The 22,586-nt window shown below is 58.7% G+C and carries 28 protein-coding genes, 1 rRNA gene and 1 pseudogene; 27 read left to right on the forward strand and 3 right to left on the reverse strand.

All coding sequences use genetic code 11. The features are described 5' to 3' along the window. A pseudogene (locus G454_RS21810) lies at positions 1-486 on the forward strand (acetyl-CoA decarbonylase/synthase complex subunit alpha/beta); the annotation flags it as partial. A gap of 153 nt (positions 487-639) precedes the next feature. On the opposite strand, the gene G454_RS20450 reads toward G454_RS21810, so the two are convergent. Further along, complete coding sequence (locus G454_RS20450; protein ID WP_169719349.1) at positions 640-1,005, reverse strand: NifB/NifX family molybdenum-iron cluster-binding protein; 366 nt, start codon at positions 1,003-1,005, stop codon at positions 640-642. Positions 1,006-1,270: 265 nt separating this feature from the next. Here G454_RS20450 and G454_RS0111275 point away from each other — a divergent pair, with 265 nt between their 5' ends. Continuing rightward, entirely contained in the window at positions 1,271-2,509 is a 1,239-nt protein-coding gene (locus G454_RS0111275) for a (Fe-S)-binding protein (RefSeq protein WP_027718708.1), read from the forward strand. Positions 2,510-2,621: 112 nt separating this feature from the next. On the opposite strand, the gene G454_RS0111280 is transcribed toward G454_RS0111275, so the two are convergent. Beyond that, complete coding sequence (locus G454_RS0111280; protein WP_027718709.1) at positions 2,622-4,025, reverse strand: aspartate aminotransferase family protein; 1,404 nt, start codon at positions 4,023-4,025, stop codon at positions 2,622-2,624. Positions 4,026-4,156: 131 nt separating this feature from the next. On the opposite strand from G454_RS0111280, the gene ylxM reads away from it, so the two are divergent. The 22 genes from ylxM to G454_RS0111390 all read left to right on the forward strand — a co-directional run bounded on the left by ylxM (position 4,157) and on the right by G454_RS0111390 (position 20,558). Then, complete coding sequence (ylxM, locus tag G454_RS0111285) at positions 4,157-4,492, forward strand: YlxM family DNA-binding protein (RefSeq protein ID WP_027718710.1); 336 nt, start codon at positions 4,157-4,159, stop codon at positions 4,490-4,492. 4 nt (positions 4,493-4,496) lie between these two features. Next, the gene (ffh, locus tag G454_RS0111290) at positions 4,497-5,861 is read left to right on the forward strand and encodes a signal recognition particle protein (RefSeq protein WP_027718711.1); all 1,365 of its coding nucleotides are present in this window, start codon (positions 4,497-4,499) and stop codon (positions 5,859-5,861) included. Between the two features lie 20 nt (positions 5,862-5,881). Next, positions 5,882-6,145, forward strand: a complete 264-nt coding sequence (gene rpsP, locus G454_RS0111295) for a 30S ribosomal protein S16 (RefSeq protein ID WP_027718712.1) — start codon at positions 5,882-5,884, stop codon at positions 6,143-6,145. Between the two features lie 18 nt (positions 6,146-6,163). Continuing rightward, positions 6,164-6,394 carry a KH domain-containing protein gene (locus G454_RS0111300; RefSeq protein WP_027718713.1) on the forward strand — a complete coding sequence of 77 codons (231 nt, stop codon included), beginning with the start codon at positions 6,164-6,166 and terminating at the stop codon, positions 6,392-6,394. Between the two features lie 42 nt (positions 6,395-6,436). Further along, complete coding sequence (locus G454_RS0111305; RefSeq protein WP_027718714.1) at positions 6,437-6,868, forward strand: YlqD family protein; 432 nt, start codon at positions 6,437-6,439, stop codon at positions 6,866-6,868. Next, positions 6,852-7,370: a ribosome maturation factor RimM gene (gene rimM, locus G454_RS0111310; protein WP_035107680.1), complete on the forward strand. Its 519-nt coding sequence runs from the start codon at positions 6,852-6,854 to the stop codon at positions 7,368-7,370. The genes G454_RS0111305 and rimM overlap by 17 nt, the downstream gene beginning before the upstream one ends. A 12-nt stretch (positions 7,371-7,382) precedes the next feature. After that, positions 7,383-8,132, forward strand: a complete 750-nt coding sequence (trmD, locus tag G454_RS0111315; RefSeq protein WP_027718716.1) for a tRNA (guanosine(37)-N1)-methyltransferase TrmD — start codon at positions 7,383-7,385, stop codon at positions 8,130-8,132. Positions 8,133-8,251: 119 nt separating this feature from the next. Beyond that, positions 8,252-8,593: a 50S ribosomal protein L19 gene (gene rplS / locus G454_RS0111320; RefSeq protein ID WP_027718717.1), complete on the forward strand. Its 342-nt coding sequence runs from the start codon at positions 8,252-8,254 to the stop codon at positions 8,591-8,593. A 37-nt stretch (positions 8,594-8,630) separates the two neighbouring features. Further along, positions 8,631-9,209, forward strand: coding sequence for a signal peptidase I (gene lepB / locus G454_RS0111325; protein WP_245574387.1), 579 nt, complete (start codon positions 8,631-8,633; stop codon positions 9,207-9,209). A 13-nt stretch (positions 9,210-9,222) separates the two neighbouring features. Further along, the gene (gene ylqF, locus G454_RS0111330) at positions 9,223-10,050 is read left to right on the forward strand and encodes a ribosome biogenesis GTPase YlqF (protein WP_027718719.1); all 828 of its coding nucleotides are present in this window, start codon (positions 9,223-9,225) and stop codon (positions 10,048-10,050) included. Between the two features lie 119 nt (positions 10,051-10,169). Continuing rightward, a complete protein-coding gene (locus G454_RS0111335) occupies positions 10,170-10,790 on the forward strand; it encodes a ribonuclease HII (protein ID WP_245574388.1) in 621 nt (206 codons plus the stop codon). A gap of 48 nt (positions 10,791-10,838) precedes the next feature. Next, positions 10,839-11,195, forward strand: a complete 357-nt coding sequence (locus G454_RS0111340; protein WP_027718721.1) for an NADH-quinone oxidoreductase subunit A — start codon at positions 10,839-10,841, stop codon at positions 11,193-11,195. After that, positions 11,186-11,725 carry an NADH-quinone oxidoreductase subunit B gene (locus tag G454_RS0111345; RefSeq protein WP_027718722.1) on the forward strand — a complete coding sequence of 180 codons (540 nt, stop codon included), beginning with the start codon at positions 11,186-11,188 and terminating at the stop codon, positions 11,723-11,725. The genes G454_RS0111340 and G454_RS0111345 overlap by 10 nt, the downstream gene beginning before the upstream one ends. Next, positions 11,718-12,176, forward strand: a complete 459-nt coding sequence (locus tag G454_RS0111350) for an NADH-quinone oxidoreductase subunit C (protein WP_027718723.1) — start codon at positions 11,718-11,720, stop codon at positions 12,174-12,176. Before G454_RS0111345 ends, G454_RS0111350 begins: the two co-directional genes overlap by 8 nt. Before the next feature lie 3 nt (positions 12,177-12,179). Then, positions 12,180-13,274: an NADH-quinone oxidoreductase subunit D gene (locus tag G454_RS0111355; protein ID WP_027718724.1), complete on the forward strand. Its 1,095-nt coding sequence runs from the start codon at positions 12,180-12,182 to the stop codon at positions 13,272-13,274. A gap of 29 nt (positions 13,275-13,303) precedes the next feature. After that, positions 13,304-14,356: an NADH-quinone oxidoreductase subunit NuoH gene (gene nuoH, locus G454_RS0111360; RefSeq protein ID WP_027718725.1), complete on the forward strand. Its 1,053-nt coding sequence runs from the start codon at positions 13,304-13,306 to the stop codon at positions 14,354-14,356. Positions 14,357-14,360: 4 nt separating this feature from the next. Further along, positions 14,361-14,846 carry a NuoI/complex I 23 kDa subunit family protein gene (locus tag G454_RS0111365; protein WP_027718726.1) on the forward strand — a complete coding sequence of 162 codons (486 nt, stop codon included), beginning with the start codon at positions 14,361-14,363 and terminating at the stop codon, positions 14,844-14,846. A gap of 3 nt (positions 14,847-14,849) precedes the next feature. Next, positions 14,850-15,356: an NADH-quinone oxidoreductase subunit J family protein gene (locus G454_RS0111370; RefSeq protein ID WP_027718727.1), complete on the forward strand. Its 507-nt coding sequence runs from the start codon at positions 14,850-14,852 to the stop codon at positions 15,354-15,356. Further along, positions 15,356-15,676 carry an NADH-quinone oxidoreductase subunit NuoK gene (gene nuoK, locus G454_RS0111375; protein WP_027718728.1) on the forward strand — a complete coding sequence of 107 codons (321 nt, stop codon included), beginning with the start codon at positions 15,356-15,358 and terminating at the stop codon, positions 15,674-15,676. The genes G454_RS0111370 and nuoK overlap by 1 nt, the downstream gene beginning before the upstream one ends. A gap of 21 nt (positions 15,677-15,697) precedes the next feature. After that, the gene (gene nuoL / locus G454_RS0111380) at positions 15,698-17,617 is read left to right on the forward strand and encodes an NADH-quinone oxidoreductase subunit L (RefSeq protein WP_027718729.1); all 1,920 of its coding nucleotides are present in this window, start codon (positions 15,698-15,700) and stop codon (positions 17,615-17,617) included. Position 17,618: 1 nt separating this feature from the next. Then, a complete protein-coding gene (locus tag G454_RS0111385; protein ID WP_027718730.1) occupies positions 17,619-19,136 on the forward strand; it encodes a complex I subunit 4 family protein in 1,518 nt (505 codons plus the stop codon). After that, on the forward strand, positions 19,137-20,558 hold the full coding sequence (locus G454_RS0111390; protein WP_027718731.1) for an NADH-quinone oxidoreductase subunit N: 1,422 nt from the start codon (positions 19,137-19,139) through the stop codon (positions 20,556-20,558). Positions 20,559-20,605: 47 nt separating this feature from the next. Here G454_RS0111390 and G454_RS0111395 read toward each other — a convergent pair whose 3' ends face one another. Beyond that, positions 20,606-21,196 carry a superoxide dismutase gene (locus G454_RS0111395; protein WP_051276283.1) on the reverse strand — a complete coding sequence of 197 codons (591 nt, stop codon included), beginning with the start codon at positions 21,194-21,196 and terminating at the stop codon, positions 20,606-20,608. A gap of 131 nt (positions 21,197-21,327) precedes the next feature. Here G454_RS0111395 and G454_RS0111400 point away from each other — a divergent pair, with 131 nt between their 5' ends. The 3 genes from G454_RS0111400 to G454_RS0111410 form a co-directional block, all read left to right on the forward strand. Beyond that, complete coding sequence (locus G454_RS0111400) at positions 21,328-21,777, forward strand: C-GCAxxG-C-C family (seleno)protein (protein WP_027718733.1); 450 nt, start codon at positions 21,328-21,330, stop codon at positions 21,775-21,777. Between the two features lie 15 nt (positions 21,778-21,792). Next, positions 21,793-22,155 (forward strand): YraN family protein, encoded by a 363-nt coding sequence (locus tag G454_RS0111405; RefSeq protein WP_027718734.1) that lies wholly within the window; start codon positions 21,793-21,795, stop codon positions 22,153-22,155. A 265-nt stretch (positions 22,156-22,420) separates the two neighbouring features. Then, positions 22,421-22,586, forward strand: a 16S ribosomal RNA gene (locus G454_RS0111410); the annotation flags it as partial.

Genomic DNA, 22,586 nt, shown 5'->3' on the forward strand with positions numbered 1-22,586 from the left:
GAGTTTGTCTACCAGAACTCCCAGCGCACCATTGAAAAGGTCAACTTCTACACCATCATGGAGTACCCCATGACCTCCTGCGGCTGCTTTGAGTGCATCCTGGCCATGGTGCCGGAGTGTAACGGCTTCATGGTGGTCAACCGGGAGCACGGCGGCATGACCCCGGTGGGGATGACCTTCTCCACCCTGGCGGGCATGATTGGCGGCGGCGCCCAGATGCCCGGCTTCATGGGCATCAGCAAGTCCTACCTGGCCTCCCGCAAGTTCGTGCCTGCCGATGGGGGTCTTGCCCGCCTGGTGTGGATGCCCAAGGCTTTGAAGGAGCAGCTGCGGCCGCAGCTGGAGGAGGCCGCCGAAGCAGCAGGTCTTGGCAAGGACTTCCTGGATAAGATTGCCGATGAGACCGTGGGCACCAGCGCCGAGGAGATCCTGCCCTTCCTGGAGGAAAAGGGTCACCCGGCCCTCACCATGCCGCCGCTGCTTTAACTAAGGGATCTCTAACCTTGGCATATTTCTTGCACCCCCTGCCTTTAAGGAGTGCTTCGCCCCTCCCAAAGGTGGGGGCTTATTTTTAAGCCGGGAAAAAATAAAACCGGGTTGCCCGAAAAGCCCCCGGTCCCGGTATTTTTTTAAGGAAAACTATTCCTCGCCGCCGCCCTGGCGGACCGCATAGCAAGGCTGGCAGGTGGGGAGCCGGCCTGTTAGTTCCCCTTTAAGAAAGGCGTGCAGTACGTGCTCCACCCTGCCGCTTTTTTGCGGGATGACGTGGAAGCCGTAGCTGGCGAGGGCCCGCGCGCTTCCCGGCCCGACGTTACCGCAGATGATGGCGGTTACGCCCTTTTCCCGCAAAGTCCAAAGGGCTCCCTTATAGTTCTGCCCGTTGGGGATGGTTAGTAGTTCGCCGCCCTTTACCTCCCCCTCCCGGATTTCGTAGATGACAAACTCATCGCACCGCCCGAGGTCCTGGTGTACCTCGCCGTGGTTGTTGGGAATGGCCACCTTCATCATCCCGCCGCCCCCCAAAAGAACGAAATTTCATAACCATGTTATAACATGTCGCGCACATATGTCAATTACATGGCGCCACTGGGGGACAAAAAATAAGAAACTATGTAAAGTAAAGAAAGCTGAAATGAACAAGCGAAAACTTAACATGATCTCATAAAATCCTTTCCTGTTGCCGATAATTAACTATTTTTAACCTTTGCTCAGTTGCTCACAAAACTGGTACAGTGGGTTAAGGAATGCCTTTGGTTAAGGAGGAGCGGGCGTGGAGCAGGTAGTGGCTGCTAAGCTGGACCCTACCTTCCTGGACGAGGTGGTTTCCAAGTTCCGCACGGACAAGAACCCGGCGGACCTTTACAACTGCCTGGCCTGCGGCATGTGCAGCGCCGGCTGCCCGTTTAACGGGGTGCACGACAATGCCGACCCCCGCAAGTTTATCCGCCAGGTGGTGCTGGGGATGCGGGAGGAGGTATTGTCGTCAGTTTTTATTTGGGCCTGCACCATGTGCGGCCGCTGCACCATGCAGTGCCCCATGAATGTGGACGTGGCCGGCATGGTGAGAACGGTAAGGGGTAACTTTGGCCTGCGGGCGCCCGGGTTCCTGCAGGACGTGGTGGACGCGCAGATACGCACCGGCAACCAGATGGAAGTGACCACGGAAGAGTACCTGGAAACCCTGGAGTGGATGGAGGAAGAGCTCCAGCAGGAAGTGGGTGACCCCAACGCCAAGATCCCCGTGGACAAGGAAGGGGCGCAGTACCTCTTCATGTGGGATCCGCGGGAGATCAAGTACTACCCCCAGGACGTGCAGAGCATTGCCAAGATCATGTGGGCTGCGGGGGCCGACTGGACGGTAAGCAGCCGCCACTGGGACGCCACCCACTATGCCTTGTTTAGCGGTGACGATGAGGCCTCCACCATCATGGTCCGGCGTACCATGGAGGAGTTCGAGCGGCTCAAGGTCAAGGAAGTGATCATTACGGAGTGCGGGCACGCCGTGCGGGCCCAGCGGTGGGGGCGGAAGGTGTGGCTGGGTGCCGATTACCCCGTGCGCAGCTTCCTGCAGTTGATGGCGGAGTGGATCAAGGAGGGGCGCATCAAGCTGGATCCCACCAAGAACCCCGAGCGTGTTACTTTCCATGATCCCTGCAACCTGGTAAGGAAGGAAGGTATCGTCGAAGAGCCGCGGTACTGCCTGAAGAATGCGGTGATGGACTTTGTGGAAATGTGGCCCAACCGCGAGTATAACTACTGCTGTGGCGGTGGGGGCGGGCTTTTGGCCATGGGCAAGGAGATCTACCCCTACCGCATGGCCAAAGGGAAGCTAAAAGCGGAGCAAATCAAGGCTACCGGGGCCAAAATTGTGGTTACCCCCTGCCACAACTGTTACGACCAGCTGACCGACATCATTAAGTATTACAAGCTGGACTGCAAAGTGAGGCACGTGCACCACCTGGTCAGCAACGCCTTAATCCTGCCCGGCAGCAAGGAGCGGGAGGCGTAAAAAATTTGCCGCAAGGATTTCCTTGCGGCATGATTCATCCCTCTTTTTGGCTTTCACCATCCCGTTATCCTTTTAACCGGCTCGCGTCAGGCGGCCGGCTTTCTTTTTGGCGCTAGCGTCGACGAAAGAGGGAACGGATGACGGTCTTGGCACCGGTGGCGGCAATGCTGGTAAAGCTGCGGTGGCGTTCGAGGATGTCTTCCAGCGCCTGCAGCAGGCGGTCGACCTGCTCTCTGGTGACCACCAGCGGGGGCTCCAGGCGGATGACGTTGGGGTTATTTAAGGTGTAGGCGGTAATGATGCCGTACCTGTTTAACAGTTCCCCGGCTACCAGGCTGGCCGTGTATTCTTTGGCCAGCTTGTCTGCAAGGCCGAGGGTCACTTTGGAGGCCAGCCCGGCCTGTGGGTTAAACTCTACCCCTACCATCAGCCCCCGCCCGCGCACTTCCTTGAGGAGGGGGAAGCGTTCTTGCAACCTTTGCAGGCCTTCCATGAGGTAGGAACCCGTTTCCCTGGCCCTTTCCACCAGGTTTTCCTCGAAAATCGCTTCAATAGCGGCCAGGGCGGCGGCGCAGGCCATGGCATTGCCCCCGAAGGTGGAAGTGTGCAGGAGGGATTTTTCCAGGGAGCCGTAGGCTTTTTTCCATACCTCGTCGGTGGTGATGTAACACCCTATGGGCATGACGCCTCCGCCCAGGGACTTGGCCAGGCACATGATGTCCGGCTCCACCCCTTCCGCCTCGCAGGCGAAAAGGTAGCCCGTGCGCCCGAAGCCGGTTTGCACCTCATCGGCAATAAAAAGGGTACCGTAGTGCCGGCACAGTTCCCAGGCTTTTTGCAGGTATCCTGGAGGGGGAAGGATGATGCCGGCTTCACCCTGGATGGGCTCCACAATGAATGCCGCCGCCTGCCGCGGCTTGAGGGCTTTTTCCAGTGCCTCTGCGTCGCCAAACGGGACGGGATTGCAGTGGGGTATGAGGGGGCGGAAGGGGTCCTGGTACTTTTCCCGGCCTGTGACGGAGAGCGCCCCCATCGTCTTACCGTGGAAGGCGTTATGGCAGTAGATTAGCCCCTGTCGCCCGGTGGCAATGCGGGCCAGCTTCAGTGCCCCCTCCACGGCCTCCGCGCCGCTGTTGCAAAAGAAGGAGCGCTCTAGCTTGCCCGGGGTGATGAGCGCCAGGTTGTGGGCCAGCGCTGCCGGAAGGGCGCCCAGGGATGCTTGCAGGAGATTGGGCATACCCCGGGCCATCTCTATGGCTTCCAGTACCTTCGGGTGGTTGTGGCCGAGGTTGACCGCGCCGTAGCCTCCCAGGAAGTCCAGGTACTCGCGGCCCTCCCGGTCCCACACGGAAACCCCCTGTGCGCGCACGAAAGGCCTGTCAAAGTCCAGGAGGCTCAACATGGTAACCAGGCCGGCGTTAAGATATGTTTTATGCAGCTCCCTGATGGCGGCCCGGTCCAGGGAGAGGGCTTTTTTTAAACTTATAAGGGATGGAGGCTTCATGGGCTTTTTCATGCCACCTCACCTTTAATTGCCATCTTATCACCCCTTATCCGCCCTGTCAAATAAATCTTTTTCCTTGACAGCGCCCATGGAAATGGCATAATATCCTGTTGTAAAGTAATAATACTTTATAGGCTGGTCGTATGGAAAAGCTTGCCTGGATAAACCTCCTGTATGACTTTTACGGGCAGCTCTTGACCCCCCGCCAGCAAAAGTTCGTGGAACTTCATTACGCCCACGACCTTTCGCTGGGCGAGATTGCCGCGCAGTTTGGCATCAGCCGCCAGGCGGTGCACGATGTGCTGAAGAGGGCGGAGCAGGTTCTTGCCAGGTACGAGGAGAAGCTGGGGCTGGTTACCCGGTTCTTGGAGCAGCGGCGCTGCCTGGAGGAAGCCCTGCACTTGCTGGGTGAGGGCAATGCTGCGGCGCAGCCAAACATAGCGCGCGTGCGGGAGATTATCCGGGCGGCTATGAGGTGAGAAGATGATTTTTCAAAGCCTGGCCGAAAAATTACAGGAGACGTTCCGGCGGCTCAGAAGCAAGGGCCGGTTAACCGAGGCCGATGTAGACGAGGCCCTAAAGGAAGTGCGTCGGGCCCTGCTGGCTGCCGACGTGAACTTTCAGGTGGTCAAAGACTTCATAAGCAGGGTCAGGGAGAGAGCGGTAGGACAAGACATCCTTTCCAGCCTCACCCCGGCCCAACAGGTGATTAAAATTGTCCGCGACGAACTGGCCTCGCTCATGGGGGGTGTGCACAGCAGGCTCAACCTGGCCCCCAGGCCGCCCACCATCATCATGATGGTCGGCCTTCACGGTGCCGGTAAGACCACCACGGCGGCCAAGCTGGCCGGCTACCTGCGCAAGCAGGGAAGGCGGCCGCTGCTCGTGGCGGCAGACGTCTACCGCCCGGCAGCCGTCAAGCAGCTGCAGGTTCTGGGCGACCAGCTGGGTATACCCGTATTTTCCATGGGGGATCGCCAGGATCCGGTGAACATTGCCAGGGCGGCGGTGGAGCACGCCTCCGGCCAGGGCTGGGATGTGGTGATCATTGACACAGCCGGCCGGCTGGAAATTGACGAGGAAATGATGGCCGAGCTGGAGGCCATTAAGGAAGCCGTGCGCCCCCACGAGATCCTCCTGGTGGTCGACGCCATGACCGGCCAGGTGGCCGTCAATGTGGCCGGTGCTTTCCACGGTCGCCTGGGGCTGGACGGTGTAGTGCTCACCAAGCTCGACGGCGACAGCCGGGGCGGCGCGGCCCTGTCCATTAAGGCCGTTACCGGGTGCCCCATTAAGTTTGTGGGTGTGGGCGAAAAGCTCGATGCCCTGGAGCCCTTTCACCCCGACCGCATGGCCGACCGCATCCTCGGCATGGGCGACATCCTCACCCTTATGGAGAAGGCCCAGGCCACTTTTGATGCCCAGCGGGTGGCCGAGTTAAACAAGAAGATTCGCACGGCAGACTTTACCCTGGAGGATTTCCTCCAGCAGCTCCGCGAGGTTAAAAAGCTGGGGCCCATCAAGCAGGTCTTGAGCATGATCCCCGGCTTTAGCAATATGAAGCTTCTCAAGGACCTGGATATTGACGATAAAGAGCTGGTCTACGTAGAGGCCATTATCAACTCCATGACGCCCTGGGAACGGGCTAACCCGGACAAAATTGACGGCAGCCGCCGCCGCCGTATTGCCCGCGGCAGCGGTACAACCGTGCAGCAGGTCAATGCCGTGCTCAAGCAGTTCGAGCAAACAAAGAAGCTCATGCGCCAGTTTGCGGAGATGAGCAAGGGGTCCAAAAAAGCCAGATTGCCCAAAGGGCTTTTCTGGGGGAAGGATAACCCGCTATTCTAGGCTTTAGGGGAGGTGAGAGGTTGGCGGTCAAGATCAGGCTCCGCAGGATGGGGGCAAAGAAAAATCCCTTTTACCGCATTGTGGTGGCGGATTCCCGCTCCCCGCGGGATGGCCGCTTTATAGAGGAAATCGGGTATTACGACCCCTTGAAGGAGCCGGCGGTGATTAAGATCGACGAGGCCAAGGCCTTGAAATGGCTAAAGAACGGTGCCCAGCTGACCGATACCGCCAGGGCGCTCTTCCGCAAGGCCGGGCTGTTGGGCAAGCCTGCCGGTGAGGGCTAGGAGGGGGAAGTAAGGCCCATGGTCAAAGAGGTAGTGGAGATCCTGGCCAAGGCCCTGGTGGACCACCCGGATAAAGTTTCCGTAAACGTGGTGGAAAAAGAGAAATCGTGTTTGGTGGAGTTAAAGGTGGCCCCGGAAGATATGGGGAAAATAATTGGCAAGCAGGGCCGCGTGGCCAAGGCCATCCGCGCGGTGGCCAAGGCTGCTGGCACCAGGCAGAAGAAGAAGGTAACGGTGGAAATTGGCTAGGGGAGGGCTCAACCCTCCCCTCTCGGTTAGTGAGGCGAGCCCATGGACAGGTTGACCCTTGTCTGGCCGGTTGTGGTTAAGGTCAGGGTAACGGAGGAATATAAGAAAAGGCTATCTGCCGAGATACAGCAGGCCGTCCGGCAGCTGGACCTGCAGATGCAGCATTTTGAATTTAGAGCCCGCCGGCTGGTGGCAGAGCTTGAGAAGCAAAACCCGCAGGGCATTCCGGCCGCAAGGCAGCAGCTGGAGCAGGAGAGGGGGCGCCTTTTGGAGGCGCGCCAGAAGCTTGTGGAGAGGCTAAAAGAGGTGGGCAGGCTCTCTCCCGGCGAGGAGGTAATCCATGGCCAGGTGCAGGCTTTAATGGAACTGCGGGTAGGGGACTGCTGGCAGGACCTCTCCGGCTGGGAGATCGTCCTGGAAGATAACGTGGTCAGGGAAATACGCAGGGCAGAGAGGGATGCTTCTGGTGGTTGAGTACATCACCGTGGGCAAAATTGTCACCACCCAGGGCCACCGGGGGGAAGTAAGGGTTCTGCCCCTCACGGACTTCCCCGAGCGGTTCGTGAACATGCAGGAGATCATACTCTACCACAAGGGGGAAAGGGTAACCTACCACATTGAGAGGGTGAGGTTTCACAAGGGCTTTGTGATTATTAAATTTAAAGAAGTGCCGAATATGAACAGGGCCCTCGAGCTCAAGGGAAGCCTCCTCCAGGTAACCAGGGAGCAGCTGGTCCCCCTCCCGGAAGATACCTACTACGTGTTTGAAATTGTCGGTCTCGACGTTTATACCCGGGAAGGGGAATGGCTGGGCAAGGTTACCGACGTCATCAGCACCGGGGCCAACGATGTTTACGAGGTGAAAAGGGGCGAAAAGGAACGCCCCCTGTTGATCCCGGCGCTAAAGCGCGTGGTGGTGGAAGTCAACCTGGAAGAGGGGCGTATGGTAGTGGAGCTCCCCCCGGGCCTTGTTTAAGGTGAGGGCAAGATGGTCATAGACATTCTTACCCTGTTTCCGGAGATGTTTGCCGGCCCCTTTGACGCCAGCATCATTAAACGGGCGCGCGCCAGGGGGCTTTTGCAAATTAACCTCGTCAACATCCGCGACTTTTCCCCCAACAAGCACCGCACCGTGGACGATACCCCTTACGGGGGCGGTGCCGGCATGGTCATGGGGCCGGAGCCCATTTTTAACGCCGTGGATTGGCTTAAGAGCCAGCGCGGGGAACCGGACAGGATCATCCTCCTTACCCCGTGCGGGCGCCTTTTTACCCAGGAAGTGGCCCGGGAGCTTTCGCGGGAAAAGCACCTGGTGCTTATCTGCGGGCACTACGAGGGCATAGACGAGCGGGTGTCCGAGGCGCTGGCTACGGACGAAATTTCCATTGGCGATTACGTGCTCACCGGAGGGGAGCTTCCGGCAATGGTGCTGGTGGATGCGGTGTGCCGCCTCATACCCGGCACCCTGGGGGAAAGCGCCTCGGCGGAGGAGGAATCCTTCAGTGACGGCCTCCTGGAGTACCCCCAGTACACCCGTCCCCGCGAATACCGAGGCCTTGCCGTCCCGGAAGTGCTCTTAAGCGGCCACCACGAGAAAATACGCCTCTGGCGGCGGCGCCAGGCGTTGCTGCGTACCCTGGCGGCGCGCCCCGAGCTATTGGCCAAAGCTTCCCTTACCGCAGAAGACAAGCGGATTCTTATGGAAGTGATGGAGGAAATAAAAAGCCTCCTGAGCTGACACCGGCTTTAGCCTTGCTTTGCCGCCGGGCGTTGTGCTATAATTTATCCCGTTGGTTACGGGTGGTACCCGGGCAGGAGCGTAAGTGCAAGGGAAAGAATTAAGGGAGGTTTCGCGCGATGAACTTGCTCCAGTCCCTGGAAAGAGAGCAGATGAAAACGGATATTCCGGATTTCCGCCCCGGCGATACGGTGCGCGTGCATGTGAAGGTAATAGAGGGCAACCGGGAACGGGTGCAGGTTTTTGAAGGCGTGGTAATCCGCCGGCGCGGCGGGGGCTTGAGCGAAACTTTCACCGTGCGGCGGGTATCCTACGGCGTAGGCGTGGAGAGGACCTTCCCCCTGCACTCCCCGCGCATCGAGCGCATTGAAGTGGTGAGGCGGGGCAAGGTAAGGCGGGCCAGACTTTACTACTTGCGCCAGCTGCGGGGCAAGGCTGCGCGCATCCAGGACAGAAGGTAGGTTTGCTCCGGGCGGGGACTGTGGAGGCAGTCCCTTTTTGTCTTTTACTTGCGGTGAGGTGACGGCAATGGAGAAAACCGGGGAAAGGGAACACCGGCAGGAGGAGAAAAAATCGTCGCTTCTGGAGCTTATCGAGTCGGTAGCGGTAGCCATCCTCCTGGCGGTGGTCATCCGCCTTTTTATTCTGGCTCCCTTTTACATCCCCTCGGGTTCCATGGAGCCTACTCTGCGCATTGGAGACCGCATCATTGTAAGCAAGATTTCATATCTATTTACCGAGCCCCAAAGGGGGGATATAGTGGTCTTCAGGTACCCCCTGGATCCCAGCCGCGATTTTGTGAAGAGGCTGGTGGGGCTTCCCGGGGAGACCGTTTCGTTGCGCAACGGCCAGCTGTACATAAACGGTAAGCCCGTGCCGGAAGATTACCTACCCAAGGACATGAAGTTTGCCGACTTCGGCCCGGTACGCGTGCCAGCCGGTTATTATTTTGTGCTGGGCGACAACCGCAATAACAGCGACGACAGCCGCGTTTGGGGGCCGCTGCCGCGCCAAAATATCATTGGTAAGGCCGTGCTGGTTTACTGGCCCCCGCAGCGTGTGAGGATTCTGCGCTAGGTGAGAGGGAGCTATGCCCGTGCACTGGTTCCCCGGACACATGGCCAAGGCCAGGCGCTTGGTGCAGGAGAACTTGAAGCTGGTGGACGTGGTTATCGAGCTTTTAGATGCCCGCATCCCTTACAGCAGCCGCAACCCGCTCATTAACGAGATCCTCGGCTCCAAGCCGCGCCTGGTGGTGCTCAATAAGGCCGACCTGGCCGACCCCGCTTTAACGCGGGAGTGGCTCAAATGGTATGAGAAGCAGGGCTTCCCTTCCCTGGCCGTGGACTCTCTTCGCCGGCAGGGAACGGAGCAGGTTCCGGCCCTGGTGAGGGAGCGCGGTAAAGGAGCCTCACAGAAGCCGGCCATACGCTGTATGGTGGTGGGGATCCCCAATGTGGGGAAATCCTTTTTTATTAACGCCCTGGCCAGGAGGAAGGCAACCCGCACGGGTGACCGCCCCGGCGTAACGCGGGGGAAGCAGTGGGTGCGCCTGGAGCGCGACCTGGAGTTGCTGGATACCCCGGGGGTGTTGTGGCCCAGGTATGAGGATCCTAAAGTGGCGCTAAAACTGGCGGCCACCGGAGCCATAAAGGAGGAAATATACGATGCCGCGGAGGTGGCTACCTGGCTGGCCCGCTGGCTGGAGCAGCACTACCCGGCTTCCCTGGCGGAACGGTATGGCTTTGACGGAACGGATGGCGTGGGGGCTCACCGCTTCCTGGAGTGCGTGGCCAGAAAACGAAACATGCTGGGCCCGGGGGGCGCGCCGGACCTGTACCGGGCGGCATTACATTTCTTAAGGGAATTTCGCCGGGGCTTGCTGGGGCGCATAACGCTGGATTTTCCGCCCCGGTAGGTCATTTTTTGCCAAAAAACTTTTGGCGCGTGGAGGAGGGATTTGTGCTTAAACAGCGAAAAAATTACTTTAGTCAATAGCCGTTATAAATGACAAACGGGAAAGGTTTGCCTGGGGCCTTGGGTGAGGGTGACTTTCTTTACGCCTACGAGGAAAAGCTCATGCGCCGGGGCATTGAGCTGGTGGCCGGAGTGGACGAGGCCGGCAGGGGACCTCTGGCCGGGCCTGTGGTGGCGGCGGCAGTTATCCTTCCTCCCGGGAGCCGTATACCCGGCCTTGATGACTCCAAAAAGCTGCCCGCAAGGCTCAGGGAGGAGCTGGCATGGCGGATCAAGAGGTTGGCCGTTGACTGGGCCATAGGGCTGGCCACGGTGGCGGAAATAGCCCTTTTAAACATCCACCATGCTTCCCTGCTGGCCATGCGCCGGGCCGTACTGGGGTTAAGTGTGCGCCCGCAGTACCTCCTCGTGGATGGCCGCTTTACCCTGGATTTGCCCGTACCGCAGGAGGCACTGGTGGGAGGCGACGGCAGGTGCGCGTGCATTGCCGCGGCTTCCATACTGGCCAAGGTAACCCGGGACCACCTCATGGAAGCCTGCCACCACCTTTTCCCGCAGTACGGCTTTGATAAACACAAGGGATATCCTACCCCTGCGCACCGCAGGGCCCTAGCTAGCTGGGGACCTTGCCCCCTGCATCGGCCCGGCTTTAAAGGGGTTGAGCGGGCAGGGGAGTTCTAGAATTCACAAGCACATTTTTTAAATATGCGCGGAAAGGGGGGAGAAGGGATGCTTTCGGAATGGGTGGGTGTCCTGCTTTTCCTTGTGGGGGGCCTGGCAGTTGGAGCGGGAGGTATTTTAACCGCCTTTCTGATTGCCCCGCGCCGCCGCCAGGGGTCAAAGTACGAGCCGTACGAGTGCGGTATGGAAACCATCGGACCCACATGGGTGCAGTTTAAGACCAGCTACTTCCTGTACGCCTTGCTTTTCGTCATCTTCGACGTGGAAACCATTTACCTCTACCCCTGGGCCGTCAAGTTCCAGAGCCTGGGCTTATTTGCCTTTATTGAGATGATCATCTTCATCTTCATTTTAGTCGTGGGCCTCTGGTATGCATGGAAGGAAGGTGCCTTGGAATGGAAGTAAGCAAGAATGTTCACCCGGTGGAAAGGCTGACCAGGGACCCGGAGGTGGTGGGCGAGGTCAAGCGGCTGATCTACCTGGCGCCGCTGGAAAAACTCCTCAACATTGCCCGGGCCCATTCTCTGTGGCCGCTTGGTTTCGGGCTGGCCTGCTGTGCCATTGAGGCCCTCATGGCCACCAACGCTTCGCGCTTCGACCTCTCCCGCTTTGGCTACGAAGTTATGCGCGCCACGCCCCGGCAGGCAGACGTCATGGTTGTGGCCGGAACGGTGACCAAGAAAGCAGCTCCTTTTGTTGTGCGCCTCTACGAGCAGATGAGCGAGCCCAAATGGGTTATTGCCGTGGGCAGCTGTGCCATTTCCGGGGGACCCTTTGTGGATTCCTATTACGTGGTTCCCGGTGTGGATAAGCTTTTGCCCGTGGACGTCTACGTACCGGGGTGCCCGCCGCGCCCCGAGGCGGTTATCGAGGGCTTTATGATGCTGCGGGATAAAATTAAAAACCCCAAGGTGGTGACGCTGCCCCGTGGCTAAGTACGATCTGGCGCCGGAGCTGGTCGACCTCTTGAAGGAGAAGTTCCCCAGCCTGGAGGTGTTGGGAGAAGGGGTTGTGGCCGTTTCCAAAGAAGAGCTCCTCCCCTTAATGAAGGAGCTCAAGGAAAATCCTTCCTATGCCTTCGACATGCTAACCAACCTTACTGCCGTAGACTACCCGGACTGCTTTGAGGTAGTCTACAACCTGGTTTCCCTTCCCCTGAACCACCTCCTTATGGTTAAGGTGAGGGTGGAAGATAAGGAAAATCCCGCGGTGCCCTCTCTGTGCTCGCTGTGGGGCAGCGCCATCTGGCAGGAGCGGGAAGTGTACGACTTAATGGGCATAGACTTTACCGGCTACCCGGGTCACCCGACGCGTATCCTTTTGGATGAAAGCTTTAAAGGCCATCCCTTGCGGAAAGATTTTCAGTGGGAAGGTGGCAGGGAGTAGGCTATGAGAACGCAAACCTACATCTTAAACATGGGGCCCCAGCACCCCAGTACCCACGGCGTTTTCCGCATCATCCTGGAGCTGGACGGGGAGGTAGTGGTTAAGGCCAAAGCCGTACCCGGCTACCTGCACCGGGGAATTGAAAAGCTGGCCGAGCTGCGCACCTACCCGCAGGTGATTCCCTACACCGACCGCATGGACTACCTCGCCTCCATGCTCATGAACTGGGGCTACGTGGCGGCGGTGGAGAAGTTAATGGGTATTGAGGTGCCGGAGCGGGCGGAGTACATCCGGGTGATCGTGGGCGAGCTGTCCCGCATTGCCAGCCACCTTGTAGCTGTGGGCACCTACAGCGTGGACATTGGAGGATTTACCGGCTTCCTGTATTGCTTCCGGGACCGGGAACGGGTACTGGACCTTTTAGAGATGGTTTCCGGCTCGCGGATGACCTTCAGCTATTTCCGCATCGGTGGAGTGGCCGACGACCTGCCTCCGGAGTTTTTCCCCACGCTGGACAAATTCCTCCACGACCTGCCTTCGCTCTGCGACGAGTACGACGGCCTCATCACCGGCAACGAGATCTTCCAGGCGCGCACCAAGTTTGTAGGCATAATTCCCCCAGACGTGGCTGTTAACTACGGGCTCACCGGTCCAAATTTGCGCGCCAGCGGCGTCCTCTACGACCTCCGCAAGGTGCGCCCATACAGCGTGTACGACCGGTTTGACTTTGAGGTGCCGCTGGGGAAAAACGGTGACTGCTTTGACCGCTTTGCCATCCGCATTAAGGAGATAAGGCAGTCGGCCCGCATCATCCGCCAGGCGGTGGACGGGTTGCCCGAAGGGCCCATCATGGCCAAGGTGCCCAGGGTGATCAAGCCGCCCAAGGGCGAAGCCTATGCGGAAATAGAGAGCTCCAAGGGGGTTTTTGGCTGCTACGTGGTCAGCGACGGGAGCACGCAGCCGTACCGGGTTCACTTCCGCCGGCCTTCCTTCATAAACCTCGGCTACCTGGAAAAGCTGCTGGAAGGCTGGAAAATTGCCGACGTCATAGCCATCCTGGGCAGCCTGGACATTGTGCTGGGAGAAGTGGATTGTTAGACCAATCTTGAAAGTAGGGGAGAAGGGACATGGGTGAGAACCTTTTTACGGGTATAGCCGCCTGGATGCGCACCGCCCTTCTGGACATCGGCACACCGCCGCTTCTTAGCGAGTTTATCGTTCTTTTAGTTAAGCTACTGGCCGTCATTATCTTCGTTTCCCTGAACGTGCTGTGGCTGGTCTACATGGAGCGCAAGGTCTGCGCCTACATTCAGTGCCGCATCGGCCCGAACCGCGTGGGACCCAAGGGGCTCCTGCAGACGGTTGCCGACGTGCTCAAGTTGCTGGGCAAGGAGATCATCGTGCCGCGGCGGGTGGACAAGATCGTCTACCTGGCAGCACCCCTCTTGGTTTTTGTGCCTCCTATGATGGCCTTTGCGGTAATTCCCTGGGGCAACGGCATGGCGCCTGTGGAAATGAACATAGGTATCTTTTACGTGCTTGCGGTGGCCTCCCTGTCGACGCTGATTTTTTGGATGGGCGGCTGGTCTTCCTATAACAAGTATTCCCTGGTAGGCGGCATGCGGGTGGTGGCACAAATGGTGAGTTACGAGCTGCCCCTGGTGCTGGCCCTCCTGGGAGTGGTCATGCTTGCCGGCACGCTTAACATCAATGACATTGTCAACGCGCAGCGCCAGGTCTGGTTTGTCTTTGCCCAGCCGCTGGCCTTTCTTATCTACCTCACCGCCGGGATTTCCGAGGTCAACCGCGTTCCCTTCGACCTGGTGGAAGGTGAATCGGAGATCATTGCCGGCCCTTACACCGAGTACAGCGGGATGGCCTATGCCATGTACATGCTGGCCGAGTACGCCAACATGATGGTGGTGGCGTGCATGGCCACCATCATGTTCCTCGGCGGATGGCTTGCTCCTTTTGGATGGACCTTCCTGCCCTCCTGGTTCTGGTTCTTCATCAAGGTTTACGCGCTGATCTTCCTCTTCATGTGGATACGCTGGACGTACCCGCGCATCAGGGTGGACCAGTTAATGGGCTTTGGTTGGAAGGTGCTGGTACCGCTTTCCCTGGCCAACATTTTTGTTACTGGCGTGGGTATGTACGTTTACCGGGCGATAGGATGGTGATCCCATGTTCGGGCAAGGTTTATTAAAAGGACTGGCCATTACCTGGAAGGAACTCTTTACCAGAAAGGTGACCGTCCAGTACCCCGAGGAGCGATTGCCCCTGCCGGCGCGCTTCCACGGGCGCTTCGAGCTGGACGTGGATAAGTGCATTGCCTGCGGCCTGTGTGCCAGCGCCTGCCCCAACAAAGTGATCCAGATGGAAAGGGCTAAGGTGGGCAAGAGGCAATACCTGACCAAGTACGTGATGCGCATTGAATACTGCATGTTCTGCGGCTTTTGTGTGGAGGCGTGCAATAAAGACGCCTTAAGGTTCACCCACATCATCAACATGAACCAGTATTTCCGGGATAAGGTGCGGCTGGTACTCGTCGACCGGCCTGCACCGGAGGTTATACCTGAAGAGGAGCCTGCGGAGGCGCCTGAAGGGCGGGCTGCCAAGCCCAAGGCGGGTGCGGCGGGAAAAGGCAAGGCTCCTGAGGGGGAGGGTTAAGCGGTGGACAACGGCCTCTGGTTATCCCTGGCCTTTTACCTTCTGGCGGCGACCATCTTGGGCTCCGCCTTCCTGGTGGTGCTGCTCAGGAACATTGTGCACTCGGTGCTGTGGCTGGCCGTGTGCTTTGTCTCCCTGGCGGGTCTTTACCTCACGCTGGATGCCGACTTCCTGGCGGCCATTCAGGTGCTCATCTATGCCGGTGCCGTCTGCATCATGGTTGTCTTCGGTATTATGCTTATCCAGCGTGCGGACATGAAGCAGACCAACCTCTTTAACAAGCAGACCAAAGCGGCAGCCGGTGTGGTGGCGCTGGTCCTGGCCGTAACCGGCTATCTCAGCGCCGTCACGCAGTGGGGGAATGCCAAGACGCCCGTGCCCAAGGAAACGGTGGGGAGCCTTGCCGAGCTCATGCTCACCAAGTATGTCATCCCCTTTGAGGTGGCCGCCATTCTCCTTCTGGTGGCCCTGGTGGGCGCCATCATTATCGCCAAGGAGGTAAAGGGCTGATGCTGCCGCTGACGGTTGGCCTGACGCACTATGTGGTTTTATCGGCACTCCTCTTTGCCATTGGCCTGTTTGGGGTGCTCTCCAAGAGGAATGCCGTGGCCGTGCTCATCTGCATCGAGCTCATGCTCAACGCCGTGAACATCAACCTGATAGCTTTCAGCAAGTACATTACCCCCACGCTGTTTATCGGGCAGCTTTTTGCCGTCTTTGTGATCACCGTGGCCGCCGCCGAGGTGGGTGTCGGTTTGGCCATCATCATTGCCATATACCGCAACAGGCTCTCGGTTAACCTGGACGACTTCGATTGGCTGAAGTGGTAAGAAAGGTGGTGCGGGTAAGCGATGGTAGAGTTTGCTTTATATAATGCCTGGCTGGTACCCTTGCTGCCTGCCTTGGCCTTCCTGGCCATCATCTTCCTCACCAGGCCCTGGCCCATGCTCAGCGCACTGGTGGCCGTTGGCGGCATAGTAGCCTCATTTGTGGTGTCGGCCCTGGTGGCCTACGGCGTGTTCACCAACCCGGAGTTCCTGGAAAAGCCCCTGGTTTACGCCGTACGGTGGTTTTCCATGCCGGGGTTGAATGTGGACGTGGGCATACAGGTTGATCCCGTATCCGCCATGATGATCTTTATGGTCACCATGGTGGCCTCGTTGATCTTCATTTACGCCATCGGCTACATGAAAGGCGACCCCGGCTTTTCGGTGTTCTTCTCCTACGTTTCCCTTTTCGCCGCCTCCATGCTCCTCCTGGCCCTTTCCAGCAACCTGGTGGAAATGTTTGTGGCCTGGGAGCTGGTGGGCCTCTGTTCCTACCTGCTCATCGGCTTTTACAGTTACAAGATTTCCGCCCGGGAAGCGGCAAAGAAGGCCTTCATTACCTGCCGGGTGGCCGACTTTGGGTTGCTTTTGGGCCTCCTGGCGCTGCAGATAGTCTTCGGCACCTTAAACCTGGTAGAGCTTTCCGATAAAGTGGCCCACTATGAGAAATACACTACCTTTGGCGTGCTGACCCTCATCGCCGTCCTCGTCTTCATCGGGCCCATCGGTAAGTCCGGCCAGTTCCCGCTGCACGTGTGGTTGCCGGACGCCATGGAGGGCCCCACGCCGGTCAGCGCCCTGATCCACGCCGCCACCATGGTGGTGGCCGGGGTTTACCTGGTGGCCCGCACCGTGTTCATTTTTGCCAAGGTGCCGGCGGCCATGGAGCTGGTGGCCGTGGTGGGCGCCTTTACGGCACTGTTTGCAGCTACCATTGCCGTTACCCAGCGGGAGATAAAGCGCATCCTGGCCTACTCCACCGTCAGCCAGATCGGCTACATGATGCTGGGCCTGGGCGTGGGCAGCATGACCGCTGGCCTCTTCCACATGTGGACCCACGCCTTTTTCAAGGCCCTGATGTTTTTGGCCGCCGGTAGCGTGCTGCACGCCCTGCACCACAAGGCCGACATCTGGGAAATGGGCGGGCTGATTAGGAAGATGCCCGTAACCGGCTGGACCTTTGTGGTGGGCGGCCTGGCCATTGCCGGCATCCCGCCCTTTGCCGGCTTCTGGAGCAAGGATGAGATACTCGTTGCCGCCCTGGAAAGCGGCCACTACGTGCTCTTCGTTATGGCCGCCTTTACGGCCTTCCTCACCGCCTTTTACATGTGGCGCCTCATCTTCCTCACCTTCTTTGGCGAAGAAAATCCCGCGAATCACCCCCACGAGTCGCCGCCGGTTATGACCGTGCCCCTGGTGATTCTGGCCTTCCTTTCTGCCGTGGGTGGCCTAGTGGGCACGCCCTGGGCACCGGTTTGGAGCCAGTGGATTTTCTTTGAGCACCCCCACCACGTGGAGCCGAATTACTGGGTGATGATTGGTTCCGTGGTGCTGGCGGCTGCCGGCATCTACCTGGCCTACCAGCTCTATGTGGTGGATAAGGCCAAGGTGAAGGTGAAGGAGCTGGCCGAGCGCTACCGCCACATCTACACCATCCTCTACAACAAGTATTACATCGACGAGATTTACCTCTGGTTCAACCACACCATCATTGACGGCGCGGCCAAGCTGATCTACCTTTTTGACATTTATATCATTGATGGCGTTATTGTTAACGGGCTGGCTTACCTCACCGGCCTTTCCGGCGAAAGCCTGCGCGTGCTCAACACCGGGCGCCTGCAGAATTATGCCCTGGTCTTCTTCCTGGGCGTCCTGGCCCTGGTGGTTCTCCTGGCCTTTACGGGCCCCTCTTCCGCCAGCTTAACCCTGGGGGGTGTGAAATAAGATGGAGAACTTTCCCGTCCTTTTGACCATCTTGCTCTCTCCCGTGGTGGCGGCCATTATCATGGCCTTTATTCCCCGGGAAGAGCACCTGCTGATAAAGTGCGTGGCGGCCACGGGGACGTTTATTTCCATGGCCCTCTCCCTCTACGTCTTCTTTGCCTACGACCAGAGCTTGGGCGGACTGCAGTTTGTGCAGCGCATACCCTGGATTAGCGATCTGGGTGTGACCTTCTACCTGGGCGTTGACGGCATCAGTCTGCCCATGCTCCTGCTGACCAACCTGCTGGGCTTCTCGGCGGTCTTTTCCTCCTGGAACGTCAACCACCGCCCCCGGGACTTCTTCATCCTCTTCATGCTCCTGGTGACCGGGGTAATGGGCACCTTTGTGGCGCAGGACCTGTTTATCTTCCTGCTCTTTTACGAAGTGGTGGTCATCCCCATCTACATCCTGGTCATCATCTGGGGCAGCACCAAGCGGGTGACCAAGGAATATGCGGGCATGAAGCTGACCATCTACCTGTTAATTGGTTCGGCCTTCCTGCTGGTAGGCGTTATCGCCCTCTTCATGAAGACGACGGCCATCCAGGGTGCGCCGGACATGAGCTTTGAAGGCCTGGCCAGGGCGGCCCGGTATTTAAGCGAATTCGACCAGAAGTGGCTCTTTGCCCTCATGCTCTTTGGCTTTGGTTCGCTTCTCTCCATGTGGCCCTTCCATTCCTGGTCGCCAGACGGTTACGCCGGCGCTCCGACGGCGGTGAGCATGATCCACGCCGGCGTCTTAAAGAAGATCGGCGGCTACGGCTTGATCCGCATTGCCCTGTACATCCTCCCTGCAGGGGCTAAATTCTGGGCGCCGGTAATTGCCTTTCTGGGAGTGTGCGGCGTGGCCTATGCGGCCCTGGCGGCCCTGGCCCAGAAGGACCTCAAGTACATCGTGGGCTATTCCAGCGTGAGCCACATGGGCTACGTGCTGCTGGCCGTGGCTTCCCTGAACGTAATAGGTGTCAACGGGGCCGTGGCCAACATGTTTGCCCACGGTATAATGGCAGCCCTCTTCTTCTCCACCATTGGTTTCATCTACGAAAAGACCCACACGCGCTGGATCCCCGACCTGGGCGGGCTGGCCCGGCAGGTGCCCCGCATTGCCGTGGCCTTCATGCTGGCCGCCCTGGCGTCGCTGGGACTGCCCGGCCTGATCAGCTTCGTCCCGGAGTTCACCATCTTCATTGCCGCTTTTAAGGTGTACGGTGGCCTGGCGGTGGTGGCCATTGCCGGCATCATCATCACGGCCCTGTACGCCCTGCGGGCCGGTGCCAATACCCTCTTCGGGCCGCCGCGGCCGGAGTTCAACCACCTGCGGGACATCCGCGGTCCGGAAATGGTACCTCTCGTGGTGCTCGGTACCGTGCTGGTAGTGGGAGGCCTCTTCCCCTTCCTCCTCTTTGACGTAATTAATAGCGGTGTGGTACCCTTGATGTCCCAGATCGGTGGCGCGCTTAAGATAGGGGGGGCTTTCTAAATGAACGTTAACCTTTCTCTCCTGGCTCCTGAGCTTTTCATCTCGGCCCTGGGGTTGGCCGTGCTCATCCTGGGTTTGATCGTTCCCAAGGATTCCCGTCACGGGCTAGGCTGGCTTACCGTCTTCGGGCTGTTGCTGGGCATGGGCATCACCATGGCCGGCTGGGAAAACCAGGGAACCCTGTACGGCGGCCTCTTTGTGGTCGACCAGTACGCCGTGTTCTTCAAGCTCACCTTCCTGGTGGCGGCCTTCCTGGTGGTTCTCGGCTCCATGCGCTACGTGGACATGATGGGTGACCAGAGCGAGTATTACAGCATGATCCTCTTTGCCACCCTGGGGATGATGGTGCTGGCTTCAGCCGGGGATTTCATGACCCTTTACCTGGGCCTGGAGCTGATGACCATTGCCTTTATCGTGCTGGTCTGCTTCCGCCGCAACGATGTGAAGTCGGTGGAGGCCGGTATCAAGTACCTTTTGCTGGCCGGCGTTTCTTCGGCAGTGCTCCTCTACGGTTTGAGCTTGGTCTACGGCTTGACGGGAACGGTGGTCATTGGTGAAGTGGGGCGCGCTTTGACCGCCCGGCCCGTACCGGCCCTCATCCTGGGGCTGGCCATGCTCTTGGCCGGCCTGGGCTTTAAGGTTTCCGCCGTTCCCTTCCACATGTGGACGCCCGACGTATACGAGGGGGCACCCACACCCGTGACGGCCTTCCTGGCCGTGGGTTCCAAGGCGGCATCCTTTGCCGTGCTCCTGCGGGTGTTTATTGGCGCCCTGCCGGCAGTCTGGGCCCACTGGGCCATGCTGGTGGCCGTGCTGGCGGCGGTAACCATCATTGTGGGTAACCTCGTGGCCATTCCCCAGACAAACATCAAGCGGCTGCTGGCTTACTCCAGCATAGCCCAGGCCGGCTACATCCTGGTGGGGCTTATTACTGCCACCGGCCCGGGGATAAAGGCCGTCATGTTTTACGCCTTCCTGTACGTGTTTGCCACCGTCGGCGCCTTTACCGTGGTCACGCAATACTACTCCGTTACCGGCAGCGATGAAATCAAGGACTACGCCGGGCTGAGCCAGCGTTCCCCTTTGATGGCCGCGGTGATGGTCATCTGCATGCTCTCCATGGCCGGCATACCGCCGCTGGCAGGATTTGTGGGCAAGTTCTACCTTTTCAAAACCATTATTAACGATTACCTCTGGCTGGCCTTTATCGGCCTCATCATGAGCATGGTCTCCGTCTACTACTACCTCAAGGTAGCCCTGGTCATGTACCGCGACGAGCCGGCAGACCCGGCCCCCATTCAGCTCAGCGCTCCGGTGGCCCTTACGCTGCTCATTGCCATGATTGTCACCATCGTGCTGGGCGTTTACCCGGGACCGCTTTCGGAAGCCACCAATGTGGCGGCGCAGTCTTTCTGGCGCTAGTCAGGAGGCAGCTTGGCGGCGGGGCATTCTGCCCCGCCCCTTTCTCTTTACCGGCTGCGGAAGCGCATCAGCACCGCATCCCAGTTGATGTTCTGCCAGAAAGCTTCTATGTACCCCCGCCTGTCGGTGCCGTAGTCCATGTAATAGGCATGCTCGTACACGTCCATTACCAGCAGGGGTTTCATATTTAGGATGAGCCCCACGTTGTGGGCATCCAGCGTGTAATTGTGCAGGAGGCCGTCATCGGGATCAAAAGCGAGGACGGCCCAGCCCCGGGCGGCCAGGCCGCAGGCCTTAAAATCCTCTTCCCAGGCCTCAAGGGAGCCAAAGGAATTCACCATGGCTTCCTGAAGGGCCCTCGGCGGGTGACCGCCTGCTCCCCCCAGGTTGCCGAAGTACAGCTCGTGAAGCTTGACGCCGTTATATGCGTAGCTTTCTTCCACTTTAAGCTCGCGGAAAGGACTGTAGGTGGCATTGGCCGCGGCGCGTTCGGTTGCCTTCAGCAACGTCCGGATCTCGTTGGTTTTATTAACATATCCTTGATAGAGCTTGTAGTGCTCTTGCATGTTGTAGGAGGAAATCCCCCGCAGGTGGAGAAGCTCGGAGGGAAGCGGCTTGGGAGTAATGGCATTGTACATGGGTAGCACCCCCGGGTGTGTTTGTGGCCTTACCATGGCATTATATGCCTTTTTCCTCCTCCTTGCCCCTACAGGAGAAAGGGTACAGGGCGGAGAATAAATGTCTCAACTTTCAAAAAGGGGTGGTAGAGATGTCCGTTGATCTCGCCATGGAAGTGCGCAACAGGGCCGGCAACTATTTCCGGGAAGGCTACAATTGTGCCGAGTCGATATTCCTGGCCTTTCGCGAAGTGCTGGCCCCGGACCTGAACCGGGACCTGGTACGCCTGTTCACCGGTTTCGGGGGCGGGCTGGGTTATGCCGGGTGTATTTGCGGGGCGCTGACCGGGTCGGCAGCCGTGCTTGGTTTGTTGGCCGGGCGCACGGACTGCCAGCAGGACCGCCTCCGGGCCTATAACCTGGCGAAGGAATTTCACGACCGCTTTGAAGGCAACTTCGGTGCCACTTGCTGCCGCTTGTTGAACCCCCACCCGTTTGATTCGCCCGAGCACCTGCGCAACTGCCTGAAAATCACGGGGAACACCGCCAGGCTACTTATGGAGTTCCTGCTGGAAAAAGGGCTTTACGGCACCCGGGGTTAAAGGCGGGAGGAGCGCGTGACCTTCCGGCGAAAAATGCTGGGGCGTTGCGGGGAAGAGGCGGCGGCCGCCTACCTGGCACAGAAGGGCTATCGCATTTTGTGCCGCAATTACCGCTGTGCCCTGGGTGAAATAGACCTCGTGGCCGTAGATGGGGCTACCCTTGTCTTTGTCGAGGTGCGCTCCCGCAGCTCGGAGCGCTTTGGCCTCCCCGAGGAAAGCGTGACCTGGCGCAAGAAAAGAAGGCTGCGCCAGCTGGCCTCTTATTTCCTCGCCTCCTGCGGGGGCCACCGGGGGCCCGTGCGTTTTGATGTCCTGGCCTTACGTTACGCCGCGGACGGCAGCTTAATGGCCATCGAGCATATAGTGAATGCTTTTTAGGGCAGGGGAGGAGAGAAAGTATTGCCACTTGCCTTTTCTTTTTGGGGGCAATAAAATTAGCTTTTGCAGGCATAATTGAGCTTGCTCGAGGCATCCCCGTGAAAAAGACATTTTTAGCCCTCGTTTGTGCAAAAATCCCCTTGAAATTGTCCCTTGACCCTGCGAAGCCCCGTATGGTAAAAGTATAAGTGCACCGTGCGGGAGCGCGGTGGGGTGGTCCTTGAAAACTGAACAGGGTGGCGCGGAGCGGGCTTTGTTTGGGGTTTTAATGGAGAGTTTGATCCTGGCTCAGGACGAACGCTGGCGGCGTGCCTAACACATGCAAGTCGAGCGGGCTGGTGGTGGGTGAAGAGTCTATCATCAGTTTAGCGGCGGACGGGTGAGTAACGCGTGGATAACCTACCCGTGAGACCGGGATAACCCTGGGAAAC

Source organism: Desulfovirgula thermocuniculi DSM 16036 (assembly GCF_000429345.1).
Classification (GTDB): domain Bacteria; phylum Bacillota; class Desulfotomaculia; order Desulfotomaculales; family Desulfovirgulaceae; genus Desulfovirgula; species Desulfovirgula thermocuniculi.